Here is a 13330-nt window from a genome sequence, read left to right as displayed (position 1 = left end):
TCCCGGCCTTGTGCGTTTATGTTTGATGCCTGCGTTACAGCTTATCGAGCAGTTGTTTTACATCATCACTGTGCTTGCTGCCCTTATTGCGTTCCGCCCACTCTTTAAGGCGCTGTTTCGCCTCATCCTGGAGCTGGCGGCGCAGAGGCTGGTCAATCTGCAGATTGTAGCTCAGCCGCTGCCACGGGCCATATACCCGCAGCGGGATCGCCGTCTGCTTCAGCCGTTCAACCAGTTTGCTGTCCCCTTCCCAGCCGCCGGTCACCATGATACTGAACTGTGAATCACACAGTTGCTGGTTAAGATCCAGCGTGCCGTTACCGGTCAGGCTCAGCACTTTAGATTTACCCGCCATATTGCCGAGTGTCAGCACCCCCTCATCAAGGTTCGCCTGCGCACTAAAGATACTGAGCGTGGTTGCATCATCATAATTTTTCAGCGCTTTAATATCGCTGCGGTTGCGGGTCACCGCCTGCTGAACCATCTGCTGGAAGTTCATGCCCTGCATCCGGGAGTTGTGCATACTCACCTGCGCACTCCCCTGCCAGTGCTGGCGAAAATCCAGAGCATCAAAGCTGTTGCCGGTGAAGTGGCCCTTCAGGGATACCTGGCCGGAGAGGGCCAGCGGATAATGGAACGCCGTCAGAATCGGGCCAATCTCCAGATTATCCACCTGCGGGCTCACGGAAACCTGCTGCTGTGGCCCACGGGCATCCAGCGTGGCAGGCAGGCTGAGTCTCCCCTCGCCGGAGTGACCCTCAAGCCGGGTAACCGTCGCCAGCCCCTGCTCATTGTGCGCCGCGAATGCCACCTCATTAAACGAGAGCCCCCGCCAGATAACCGCCTGGGCGTTCAGGGCCAGATTACCGCTAAAGCCCTTCAGAGCCGACACGGTAGAATTATCCAGCCCGCCGGAAATGACCGGTCGCGGGAGCACGCCAGGCGTGCTGTCGGTGGCCGGTACGATACCGGTATCGCTCCTGGCTGGCGCAGCGTCATGGGTCACCAGCAGGTTATCCAGATTCAGCCGCGGTGAAGAGAGGGCCACCTGCCACTGGGGGATATCCGCCAGATTGACTGAAAAATTACCGTTCAGGGTACTGTCATTGGCCGTCAGGCCAAAATCCGTCACCGAAAGCTGTTTATCCGCCTCCAGCCACGTAAGCTGCATTTTCCCCTGACCACGGATCCCCTGGGTAGGCAGATCTGCCCCCTGGAACTGGTAACTGAGATTATTAAAACCGGCGCGCAGAATGTGCGGATAGCTGCTGGCGTCCAGATCCGCGTCAAATGCGAGGGTCAGATCGCGCTGATCGCGGTTAATCCGCGAGCTGAAAGAGAGGCGGCCCTGGTGATTTTCGTTCTGCTCCATGTGCAGATTAATATCACGCACCGTTATCTGTTCGTCGTCCGAATGCTGGAACACCAGCAAACTGTCGGTGACCGACAATTTACCAATATCAAAAGACCAGCCGCGGCCCAGATCCAGCGGAATATCGTCCCGGTCATTACCGGGCTGCTTCGGCGCCCCCTGCGGGCGGCGGGCCTCAGTCTCAGGGGTCAGTTCGATCACCGCCCGCTTGAGCATCACCTGCTCAACCGCCAGCTTATGGGACAGCAGCGGCCACAGGGCCACATCCAGGCGCATATGCTCAGCACTCACCAGCGGGTGCGATGCCCCCGGGGCGGTTAACTGCATACGGCCGGATAAAATGCTCAGCTTCGGCCAGACATGCCAGCGCAATCCGCCGTCCAGCGTCAGCTGGTAACCGCTGCGCTGCTCCACTTCGCGCACCATATAGGCGCGGAAATCATTCGGATTGACTAACAACACCAGTGCAGATAATCCGGCAACCAGCACAACCAGCAGGATCATCAGCGTGGTTATAAATCGTCTCATGAATTCCTCTGCTCCGGGGCAGGCTTAGTCTTTATCAATACGGCTCGCCACGGCCCCTTGCTGATCGCGATACTTCGCATCCTGGCGACGGTTATAAGGGCGGTCTGCCGGGCCGGATAACGGCTCAAAGCTCAGGGCACCTATCATCATTCCCGGGCGCAGCGCGAGCGGCAGCTTACCGGAGTTATAAAACTCCAGCACAATGCAGCCCTGCCAGCCGGGATCGATGCGGTGAGCGGTCACATGGACCATTAACCCGAGCCGGGCAAGGGACGAACGCCCGTCCAGCCAGCCCACCAGATCCGCAGGCAGCGTGACAGACTCCAGCGTCACCGCCAACGCCAGCTCACCCGGGTGCAGGTAAAAGGCCTCGCCATCGGCCAGGACAATCTCGTCACTCATCACTCTGTCGAGCGCGGCGCTCACTTCGTCCTTCGGGCCGCTTAAGTCGATAAACGCCGCCGTATGGCCACGAAAAGTGCGGAATTTATTACCCAGACGCACATCTACCGTGGCGCCATTGATTCGCTCAACCGGCGGGCGCGGTGTAATAGATAAACGGCCATCATCCAGCCATGCTTCAATATCGCGGTCGCAAAGACGCATTAACGATCTCCTTTCTCTTTTCTGCCCGTTACCTTGCCACAGCCCGCCCTGGTTGACCAGACAGCCGCCACGAATGGTAACCCCCCATCACGGATGTTGAGCGTTATTCGAAAAACTGGCTAATTTTCGCCTTCAGAATATCGATGGCAATGCGGTTTTTCCCGCCGCGCGGCACAATAATGTCCGCATACTGTTTAGACGGGTCGATAAACTGCAAAAACATCGGGCGCACGGTTTTCTGGTACTGGGCCATAACCGAATCCATTGACCGGCCGCGCTCATTCACATCGCGCTTAATGCGCCGCATCAGGCAAATATCCAGCGGGGTATCAACGAAAATAGAGAAATTCATCTCCTCGCGCAGGCGGGCATCGGTCAGCAGCAGGATCCCCTCCAGAATAATCACCTTTTTCGGCTCGATATGTACCGTTTCAGCGGTGCGGGTATGCTCAACATAACTGTATACCGGGCGCTCAACCGCTTTCCCCGCTTTGAGCATCTGCAGGTGCTGAAACAGCAAACTGTGATCCATAGCATTGGGATGGTCGTAATTGGTTTTTATACGCTCTTCCATCGACAAATGGCTCTGGTCTTTGTAATAGCAATCTTCCGGTATAACACCAATGTGTTCATCACCGACCTGTTCGCGCAACTCCCGGTAGAGTGTACTGGCAATTAAACTTTTCCCTGAAGCTGAAGCACCGGCGATCCCGATGATGACGCATTGATGAGACTTGTCAGTCATAAAATTAACGACCTGATTAAACAAAATTGAGGAGAGCGCGCTAGGGCACCAAACGCGGCAATTATAGGGATCCGCGTAAGTCAGTACCAGTCAAATGTTTCAGAAATATCCCGCCATTACTGCGGCTGCCAGCCATCATGATGCCAGATATGCAACAGCGCATAAGAGCGCCACGGCTGCCAGCGCCGGGCATAGTTACGAATAGCCGCACTGGTCATTGCGGGGAAGCGTTTACGGATCAGGTAGTCATCCGCCAGGAAAACATCCACCGACTGCCATCCCCGCAGGGCAAAATAGCTGGCGGTCCACGGGCCGATACCGGGGTAGCGGGTCAGCGCTTTAATGCCCGCCTGGGGATCATCCGGGGCCCGGAGCGGAAACTCCCCGTCAAGACAGGCCCGGGCAATATGGCCCAGACACTGGGCCCGGGCCAGGGGCATCCCCAGCCCTTTCAGGGCCACAGGATCAATGGCGGCCAGTTGCGCCGGTGTCGGAAACAGCCACCAGCCGGGATTATCCTCAAGCGGTGTGCCCGCCAGCGCCACCAGCCGGGAGGTCAGCCGGGCGGCCATCGCCACACTCACCAGTTGCCCGAGCACGGCGCGGACAATCTGCTCAAACGGATCCATACACCCGGGCAGGCGGATGCCCGGCCTGTGACGGGCAAGCCCACCCAGAACATCCGCCACCTCGGCGACCGGGCAGTCGAGATCAAACATCCTACGCACCCGCGCCAGCACCTCGTCTGCCACCGGCAGTAGCCAGGGGCTGAGTGTCACCACAAGGCAGTGCTGCCCGGCATCGGCCCGCACACGGATAAGACCATGATGGGGGCCGATGGCCAGCGCACGCTGGTATCCCGCCTCAGAGACGCTGTCAACGCCGCTGACAGTACGCGCCGCGAGAAACCCGGCTATCCACGCCCAGTCATAAGGGGGTTGCCAGTACAGCTGATACATTACCGATTCCTTCTCTCTTCGCCGTACCGGGCCACACCGCTTGCCGCCAGGCAGACATTCCGCTAAAGTCGCCCCCCTTCTTTACGACCCGGGGGCGTTTTATGTTTATTGGTTTTGACTACGGCACGGCAAACTGCTCGGTAGCCGCAATGCGCAACGGCCAGCCGCAGATGCTGGCCCTGGAAAACGGCGCGCCGTTATTGCCGTCAATGATCTGCGCCCCCACCCGGGAGTCTGTCAGTGAATGGCTGTGGCGCCACCACAGCGTGCCCACCCCGGGAGACGAGACTCAGGCGCTGCTGCGCCGCGCCATCAATTATAACCGCGATGAAGACATCCGCGTACAGCCGGGCAGCGTTCAGTTTGGTCTGCAGTCGCTGGCGCAATATATGGACTGCCCGGACGAGGTCTGGTTCGTAAAATCCCCGAAGTCATTCCTCGGGGCCAGTGGCCTGAAGCCCCAGCAGGTCGCGCTGTTTGAGGATCTGGTCTGCGCCATGATGCTGCATATCCGCCACCAGGCAGAACAGCAGACCGGCGAGGTTATCGACCAGGCGGTGATTGGCCGGCCGGTCAACTTCCAGGGGCTGGGGGGTGAAGAGGCCAACCGCCAGGCGGAAGGTATTCTCGATCGCGCCGCCCGCCGCGCCGGTTTTAATGACGTGGTATTCCAGTTCGAGCCCGTTGCCGCCGGGCTCGATTTTGAAGCCACCCTCACCCGTGAACAGCGGGTGCTGGTGGTGGATATTGGCGGCGGCACCACAGACTGCTCCTTACTGCTGATGGGCCCCCGGTGGCAAAACAAGCGGGAGCGCCAGGCAAGCCTGCTGGGCCACAGCGGTTGCCGTGTTGGCGGTAACGATCTGGATATTATGCTCGCCTTTCGCCAGTTAATGCCGCTGCTGGGCATGGGCGGGCAAACCGAAAAAGGCACCGCCCTGCCTATCCTGCCCTGGTGGAATGCGGTCGCCATTAACGACGTACCGGCCCAGAGTGATTTTTACAGCACCGCCACCGGCAGGCAGCTGGCGGATCTGGTGCGTGACGCCCGCCAGCCGGACCTGGTCGCCCTGCTGCAAAAAGTCTGGCGCCAGCGCCTGAGCTATCGCCTGGTGCGCAGTGCCGAAGAGAGCAAAATTGCCCTCTCCGGCCAGGCGGAATACCAGGTGGATCTGGATTTTGTGCGCGACAGCCTGCACACCCTGCTGCGCCAGAGCGATCTCAACGCCGCCGTAGAGCAGCCGCTACAGCGCATTCTGGAGCAAGTGACCCTGACCCTTGAGGCCAGCCACGAAAAGCCGGATGTCATCTACCTGACCGGGGGCAGTGCCCGCTCACCGCTGATTCGCCAGGCGCTCAGCACCCTGCTGCCGGGCCTGCCGGTTATGGGCGGGGACGATTTCGGCTCCGTCACCGCGGGCCTTGCCCGCTGGGCAGGGGTGGTCTTTCGCGACTGAGGTATCGCCCCGCAGCCATGGCTTGCGGGGCAGTATATTCCGAAAAACAGCCGCTATTGTGCAGAAAAACGCCATAATCCCCCACTTCTGAACCCGCTTCCATATTTCCTCCATTTTTCGGCGCAGGCCACTGGCTAAACTAGTATCATCACGCCCCGAAATATGATTCCAGGAAGAGAACGACACCACTTATGAAAGGCTCAAAGCACTCCCGTTGGATCTGGCCTGGCAGCATCGCTGTCATTGTGATTGCTGCACTGCTTTTCTGGCGCAACCACTCATCAGCGCCGGATGCCGGTAGCACAGCAAAAAGCCAGACCAGCGGCCAGTCGCGCCCGGGAGCCGGCGGCAAGCGCGGTGGCCGTCACAGTGGGCCTCTGGCACCGGTTCAGGCGGCAACCGCTACCAGCCAGGCCGTCCCCCGTTACTTAACCGGCCTGGGAACGGTAACCGCGGCGAATACCGTCACCGTGCGCAGCCGGGTAGACGGGCAGCTGATGGCCATTCACTTCACCGAAGGCCAGCAGGTAAAAGCCGGGCAGTTGCTGGCAGAAATCGACCCAAGCCAGTTTAAGGTCGCCCTCGCCCAGGCCGAGGGGCAACTGGCAAAAGATCAGGCCACCCTGGCTAACGCCCGCCGGGATCTGGCCCGCTACCAGCAGCTGGTAAAAACCAACCTGGTTTCCCGCCAGGAGCTGGACACCCAGCAGGCACTGGTCAGCGAAACCCTCGGCACCATTAAAGCGGATCAGGCAAGTGTTGCCAGCGCCCGGTTACAGCTTGAATGGAGCCGCATCACCGCCCCGATAGCGGGCCGGGTTGGCCTGAAACAGGTCGATATCGGTAACCAGATCTCCACCGGTGATACCACAGGTATTGTGGTGCTCACCCAGACCCACCCGATTGATCTGGTCTTTACCCTGCCGGAGAGCAACATCGCCACCATTGTACAGGCGCAAAAAGCAGGCAAAGCCCTGAGTGTTGAAGCCTGGGACCGGACCAACACCCGGAAGCTCAGCGACGGGGCCCTGCTCAGCCTCGACAACCAGATAGACACCACCACCGGCACCATCAAACTCAAGGCGCGCTTTACCAACCAGGACGACGCGCTATTCCCGAACCAGTTTGTCAACGCCCGGCTGCTGGTAGACACCGAACAAAACGCGGTGGTTATCCCCTCTGCGGCGCTGCAAATGGGCAGCGAGGGGCACTTTGTCTGGACCCTGAACGACGAGAACAAGGTCAGCAAGCATCTGGTGACCATTGGTATTCAGGACAGCGAAAAAGTGGTGATCACCGCCGGGATTTCTGCCGGCACCCGGGTGGTCACCGACGGTATCGACCGCCTGACTGAAGGGGCAAAAGTGGAAGTGGTGGACGCCCACGACGCCAGCTCCCCCCAGGCCCCGGCAGATAACCCCCGGGCTCAGCAGCAGGGGGCACATTCCTGATGCAGGTACTTCCACCCGGCGCTACCGGCGGGCCCTCCCGGCTGTTTATTCTGCGCCCCGTTGCCACCACCCTGCTGATGCTGGCCATTTTACTGGCCGGTATTGTCGGTTACCGGTTTTTGCCCATTTCCGCCCTGCCGGAAGTGGACTACCCGACCATCCAGGTGGTGACCCTCTACCCGGGGGCCAGCCCGGATGTGACTACCTCCGCCATTACCGCCCCGCTGGAGCGCCAGTTCGGCCAGATGTCCGGCCTGAAGCAAATGTCCTCCAGCAGTGCGGGCGGCGCCTCCGTGGTGACACTGCAGTTTGATATTGCCCTGTCGCTGGATATTGCCGAGCAGGAAGTGCAGGCCGCGATTAACGCCGCCACCAACCTGCTGCCCACCGACCTGCCAAACCCGCCGGTCTACAGCAAGGTTAACCCGGCAGATCCACCCATTATGACCCTGGCGGTCACCTCCAGCGCCCTGCCGATGACCCAGGTTGAAGATATGGTCGAAACCCGGATAGCCCAGAAAATCTCCCAGGTTTCCGGGGTGGGTCTGGTTACCTTATCCGGGGGCCAGCGCCCGGCAGTACGGGTGAATCTTAATGCCCCGGCCATCGCCGCCCTTGGGCTCACCAGTGAGCAGATCCGCACCGCCATCAGCAATGCCAACGTAAACTCGGCCAAAGGGAGCCTTGACGGGCCGGACCGGGCTATCACCCTGTCAGCCAACGACCAGATGAAATCCGCCGGGGAGTACCGCGACCTGGTGGTAGCCTACCAGAACGGCGCACCGGTGCGCCTGGGGGATGTGGCTACCGTTGAACAGGGGGCGGAAAATAGCTGGCTGAGCGCCTGGGCCAACAAAAAACCGGCCATCGTGCTGAATGTGCAGCGCCAGCCCGGGGCCAATATTATTAACACCGCCGACAGTATCCGCGCCATGCTCCCGGCCCTGACCGCCAGCCTGCCGAAATCGGTTGATGTGCAGCTGCTGGCGGATCGCACCAGCAATATCCGCGCCTCCGTCAGCGATACCCAGCACGAGCTGATGCTGGCTATCGCCCTGGTGGTGATGATCATTTACCTGTTTTTGCGCAATGTCCCGGCCACCATTATTCCGGCGGTTGCCGTGCCGCTCTCCCTGGTGGGCACCTTCGCAGCCATGGTGTTTCTGGATTTCTCCATCAATAACCTGACGCTGATGGCCCTGACCATCGCCACCGGGTTTGTGGTGGATGACGCCATCGTGGTTATCGAGAACATCTCGCGCTATATCGAAAAAGGCGAAAAACCGCTCCAGGCCGCCCTTAAGGGAGCAGGCGAAATCGGCTTTACGATTATCTCCCTGACCCTCTCCCTGATTGCGGTACTGATCCCGCTGCTGTTTATGGGGGATATTGTTGGCCGCCTGTTCCGGGAGTTTGCCGTGACCCTGGCGGTGGCGATCCTTATCTCCGCCATCGTCTCCCTGACGCTGACCCCCATGATGTGCGCCCGGATGCTCAGCCATGCATCCCTGCGTAAACAGAACCGTTTTTCCCGGGCCTGCGAGCGCATCTTCGAGCGGGTTATTGAATACTACGGCCACGGGCTGCGCCGGGTACTGAACCACCCGTGGCTCACCCTGGGCGTGGCAACCGGCACCCTGGTGCTGACGGTTATCCTGTGGGTGATTATCCCCAAAGGCTTCTTCCCGGTGCAGGATAACGGCATTATCCAGGGCACCCTGCAGGCGCCCCAGTCGGTGTCGTTTTCCAGTATGGCCCGGCGCCAGCAGCAGGCGGCAGAGATCATTATGCGCGATCCGGCCGTTGAAAGTCTGACATCGTTTATCGGCGTTGACGGCACCAACCCGGCCCTGAATACCGGGCGTCTGCAAATCATGCTCAAGCCGCTGGCCCAGCGTGAAGACCGGGTTGCCGCGGTGATTGAGCGCCTGCAGAAAAACACTGCCGGGCTCCCGGGGGCGCAGCTGTACCTGCAGCCGACCCAGGATCTGACCATCGATACCCAGGTCAGCCGCACCCAGTACCAGTTCACCCTGCAGGCCACCTCCCTTGATGAGCTGAGCCTGTGGGTGCCGAAACTGGTGGCGCAGCTCAGTACCCTGCCCCAGCTGGCGGATGTCAGCAGCGACTGGCAGGACAAAGGGCTGGTGGGCTATATCAATGTGGACCGGGCCAGCGCCAGCCGCCTTGGGATCAGCATGGCGGATATCGATAACGCCCTGTATAACGCCTTTGGTCAGCGGCTGATCTCCACTATCTATACCCAGGCGAACCAGTATCGCGTGGTTCTTGGTCACGATACCAGTACCACCCCGGGGCTTGATGCGCTGAATAATATCCGCCTGACCAGCAGCGACGGTAATGCCATTCCGCTGGGCAGCATTGCCCGGGTTGAACAGCGCTTCGGGCCGCTGACCATCAACCATCTGGACCAGTTCCCCGCCGCCACTATCTCGTTTAACGTACCGGATAACTACTCACTGGGGGATGCGGTTAAGGCCATTACCGCCGCTGAAAAAGCGCTCGATCTGCCGGTAGATATTACTACCCGCTTCCAGGGCAGCTCGCTGGCCTTCCAGGCGGCGCTGGGCAGCACCGTGTGGCTGATTGTGGCGGCCATTGTTGCCATGTATATCGTGCTGGGGGTGCTGTATGAGAGCTTTATCCACCCGATCACTATCCTCTCTACCCTGCCCACCGCCGGTGTTGGTGCACTGCTGTCGCTGATGCTGGCGGGCAGCGAGCTGGACGTTATCGCGATTATCGGGATTATTTTGCTTATCGGTATCGTCAAGAAAAACGCCATCATGATGATAGACTTTGCCCTCGCCGCCGAGCGTGAGCAGGGCATGCCCCCCCGGGAGGCCATCTATCAGGCCTGTTTACTGCGTTTTCGCCCGATCCTGATGACCACCCTTGCCGCCCTGCTGGGTGCCCTGCCGCTGATGCTGAGCACCGGGGTCGGGGCCGAGCTGCGCCGCCCGCTGGGGATAGGCATGGTGGGTGGGCTGATGGTCAGCCAGGTGCTGACACTGTTCACCACGCCGGTTATCTATCTGCTGTTCGACAGCCTGGCTATCCGCGTGCGCCAGCGCGCAGGCCGCCCCCGTGAGGAGGCGTAAATGAATCTCTTTGCCCTGTTTATTCACCGGCCGGTCGCCACCATTTTGCTGAGCATCGCGGTCACCCTGTGTGGCCTGCTGGGGCTGAAAATGCTGCCGGTCGCCCCCCTGCCCCAGGTGGATTTTCCGGTGATTATGATAAGCGCCTCACTGCCGGGCGCCTCGCCGGAGACCATGGCCTCTTCAGTGGCAACACCGCTGGAGCGGGCCCTTGGCCGGGTTGCCGGGGTCACTGAGATGACCTCCTCAAGCTCCCTTGGCAGTACGCGCATTATTCTGGTGTTCGATTTTAACCGCGATATTAACGGGGCCGCGCGCGATGTTCAGGCAGCGATCAACGCCGCCCAGAGCCTGCTGCCCAGCGGCATGCCAAGCCGCCCCACCTACCGCAAGGCTAACCCGTCAGACATGCCGGTGATGATCCTGACCCTCACCTCAGACACCCTCAGCCAGGGGCAGTTGTATGATGTGGCCTCCACAAAGCTGGCCCAGACCATTGCCCAGCTGGACGGTGTGGGTGATGTGGACGTGGGCGGCAGCTCCCTGCCCGCCGTGCGGGTGGCCCTCAACCCCCAGGCGTTGTTTAACCAGGGCGTCGCGCTGGATGACGTGCGCGACGCCATCAACAAGGCCAACGTGCGCCGCCCCCAGGGGGCAGTAGAAAACGGCGATCAGCGCTGGCAGTTACAGACCAACGACGAGCTGAAAACCGCCGCGGAATATCAACCGCTGATTATCCACTACAACAACGGGGCCGCCGTTCACCTGAGCGATGTGGCCACCATTACCGACTCGGTGGAAAATACCCGCACCGCCGGGATGACCAACGCGAAACCGGCCATTTTGCTGATGATCCGTAAATCGGCGGAGGCCAACATCATCGAAACGGTTGACCGGATCCGCGCGAAACTGCCGGATCTTCGCGACCAGATCCCCGCCTCGGTGGACTTGCAAATCGCCCAGGATCGCTCCCCGACGATCCGCGCCTCCCTGCATGAGGTCGAGCAGAGCATGGTGATGTCAGTGGCGCTGGTTATCCTGGTGGTTTTTCTGTTTTTACGCTCCGGCCGGGCGACGTTTATCCCCGCCGTGGCCGTGCCGGTGTCGCTGATTGGCACCTTCGCCGCCATGTACCTGTGTGGCTACAGCCTGAATAACCTGTCGCTGATGGCGCTGACCATCGCCACCGGCTTTGTGGTGGATGACGCCATCGTGGTGCTGGAGAATATCGCCCGCCATCTGGAATCTGGCGTTAAGCCGCTCCAGGCCGCGCTCCAGGGGGTCCGGGAGGTGGGCTTTACCGTATTGTCGATGAGTGTTTCGCTGGTGGCGGTCTTTTTACCGCTGCTGCTGATGAGCGGCCTGCCCGGGCGGCTGTTCCGGGAGTTTTCCGTTACGCTCACGGTCGCTATTGCCATTTCGCTGGTCGTCTCCCTGACGCTGACCCCGATGATGTGCGGCTGGATGCTGAAAGCCGAAAAAAACCGCCGGGCGCGCAAAAAAGGCTTCGGCCGCCTGCTGGTCAACCTGCAGATGCGCTATGCCCTCTCCCTGAAGTGGGTGCTGAACCACACCCGCCTGACCGGCTGCGTGCTGCTGGCGACCATCGCGCTTAATATCTGGCTGTATATCAACGTGCCGAAGACCTTCTTCCCGGAGCAGGACACCGGCGTTATTATGGGCAGCATTCAGGCGGACCAGAGTATCTCTTTCCAGGCGATGCGCGGGAAATTACAGGACTTTATGCAGATTATCCGCACCGATAAAGACGTGGACAACGTCACCGGTTTTACCGGCGGCTCCCGGGTGAACAGCGGCATGATGTTTATCACCCTCAAACCGCTGAGCGAGCGCCAGGACTCGGCACAGCAGGTTATCGACCGGCTGCGCGGTAAGCTGGCCAACGAGCCGGGCGCCAGCCTGTTTCTGATGGCGGTGCAGGATATCCGGGTAGGCGGCCGCCAGTCCAGCGCCAGCTACCAGTACACGCTGCTCTCTGACGATCTCAGCGATCTGCGCGCCTGGGAGCCTAAAATCCGCCAGGCGCTGGCAAAACTCCCCCAGCTGGCCGACGTTAACTCCGATCAGCAGGACAAAGGCGCCGAAATGGACCTGACCTATGACCGGGAAACCATGGCCCGGCTGGGGATAGACGTTTCCGACGTCAACAACCTGCTGAATAACGCCTTTGGTCAGCGCCAGGTGTCGACAATTTATCAGCCCCTGAACCAGTACCATGTGGTGATGGAGGTAGACGAGCGCTACACCCAGGATATCAGCGCCCTGCAGCAGATGTTTGTTATCAACAAAGAGGGCAAAACGGTCCCGCTCTCGTATTTCGCCAGCTGGCAGCCTGCCAATGCCCCCCTTTCGGTTAACCACCAGGGGCTCTCTGCGGCCTCTACCATTTCGTTTAACCTGCCTGCCGGGGTCTCGCTTTCCCAGGCCAGCAGCGCCATTGAGCGCACGGTAACCCAGCTTGGCGTGCCCAGTACGGTACGCGGCTCCTGGGCCGGAACCGCCCAGGTGTTTCAGCAGACCATGAACGACCAGGTTATCCTGATCCTGGCGGCCATTGCCACGGTGTATATCGTGCTGGGGATCCTGTATGAGAGCTATGTTCACCCGCTGACTATCCTCTCGACACTGCCCTCTGGCGGGGTGGGCGCCCTGCTTGCGCTGGAGCTGTTTAATGCCCCTTTCAGCCTGATTGCGCTTATCGGGATCATGCTGCTTATCGGGATCGTTAAGAAAAACGCCATTATGATGGTGGACTTCGCCCTTGAGGCTCAGCGCAACGGCAATATCTCCCCGGAGAAGGCCATTTTTCAGGCCTGCCTGCTGCGCTTTCGCCCGATTATGATGACCACCCTCGCCGCGCTGTTTGGCGCCCTGCCGCTGGTGCTGTCCAGCGGTGACGGCGCCGAATTACGCCAGCCGCTGGGGATAACCATTGCCGGCGGGTTAATCGTCAGCCAGTTGCTGACCCTGTACACCACCCCGGTGGTCTATTTATTTTTTGACCGGCTGCGGCTGCGTTTTCACCGCAGGCGGCACCAGAGCGACAGCATGACAATAAGCGAGTAACAG

Annotated in this window: 8 protein-coding genes; 4 read left to right on the top strand and 4 right to left on the bottom strand. The window is 60.2% G+C overall.

What is annotated here, in order from left to right; genetic code table 11:
* Nucleotides 1-34: 34 nt before the first annotated feature.
* The 4 genes from asmA to alkA all read right to left on the bottom strand — a co-directional run bounded on the left by asmA (nucleotide 35) and on the right by alkA (nucleotide 4210).
* Nucleotides 35-1900 carry an outer membrane assembly protein AsmA gene (asmA, locus tag EBL_RS06945; protein WP_002439953.1) on the bottom strand — a complete coding sequence of 622 codons (1866 nt, stop codon included), beginning with the start codon at nucleotides 1898-1900 and terminating at the stop codon, nucleotides 35-37.
* Nucleotides 1901-1924: 24 nt separating this feature from the next.
* Nucleotides 1925-2506 (bottom strand): dCTP deaminase, encoded by a 582-nt coding sequence (gene dcd / locus EBL_RS06940; protein WP_002439952.1) that lies wholly within the window; start codon nucleotides 2504-2506, stop codon nucleotides 1925-1927.
* Nucleotides 2507-2609: 103 nt separating this feature from the next.
* A complete protein-coding gene (udk, locus tag EBL_RS06935; protein ID WP_002439951.1) occupies nucleotides 2610-3251 on the bottom strand; it encodes a uridine kinase in 642 nt (213 codons plus the stop codon).
* A 116-nt stretch (nucleotides 3252-3367) separates the two neighbouring features.
* Entirely contained in the window at nucleotides 3368-4210 is an 843-nt protein-coding gene (gene alkA / locus EBL_RS06930; protein WP_002439950.1) for a DNA-3-methyladenine glycosylase 2, read from the bottom strand.
* Between the two features lie 101 nt (nucleotides 4211-4311).
* Here alkA and yegD point away from each other — a divergent pair, with 101 nt between their 5' ends.
* The 4 genes from yegD to mdtC all read left to right on the top strand — a co-directional run bounded on the left by yegD (nucleotide 4312) and on the right by mdtC (nucleotide 13327).
* Nucleotides 4312-5667 (top strand): molecular chaperone, encoded by a 1356-nt coding sequence (gene yegD / locus EBL_RS06925; RefSeq protein ID WP_002439949.1) that lies wholly within the window; start codon nucleotides 4312-4314, stop codon nucleotides 5665-5667.
* Between the two features lie 191 nt (nucleotides 5668-5858).
* Nucleotides 5859-7118, top strand: coding sequence for an MdtA/MuxA family multidrug efflux RND transporter periplasmic adaptor subunit (locus EBL_RS06920; protein ID WP_002439948.1), 1260 nt, complete (start codon nucleotides 5859-5861; stop codon nucleotides 7116-7118).
* A complete protein-coding gene (locus EBL_RS06915; RefSeq protein ID WP_002439947.1) occupies nucleotides 7118-10240 on the top strand; it encodes an MdtB/MuxB family multidrug efflux RND transporter permease subunit in 3123 nt (1040 codons plus the stop codon). Before EBL_RS06920 ends, EBL_RS06915 begins: the two co-directional genes overlap by 1 nt.
* Nucleotides 10241-13327 carry a multidrug efflux RND transporter permease subunit MdtC gene (mdtC, locus tag EBL_RS06910; protein ID WP_002439946.1) on the top strand — a complete coding sequence of 1029 codons (3087 nt, stop codon included), beginning with the start codon at nucleotides 10241-10243 and terminating at the stop codon, nucleotides 13325-13327.
* Nucleotides 13328-13330 lie beyond the last annotated feature (3 nt).

It is taken from the genome of Shimwellia blattae DSM 4481 = NBRC 105725 (genome assembly GCF_000262305.1).
Lineage (GTDB): Bacteria > Pseudomonadota > Gammaproteobacteria > Enterobacterales > Enterobacteriaceae > Shimwellia > Shimwellia blattae.
This window is presented reverse-complemented; position numbering and strand designations above follow the sequence as displayed.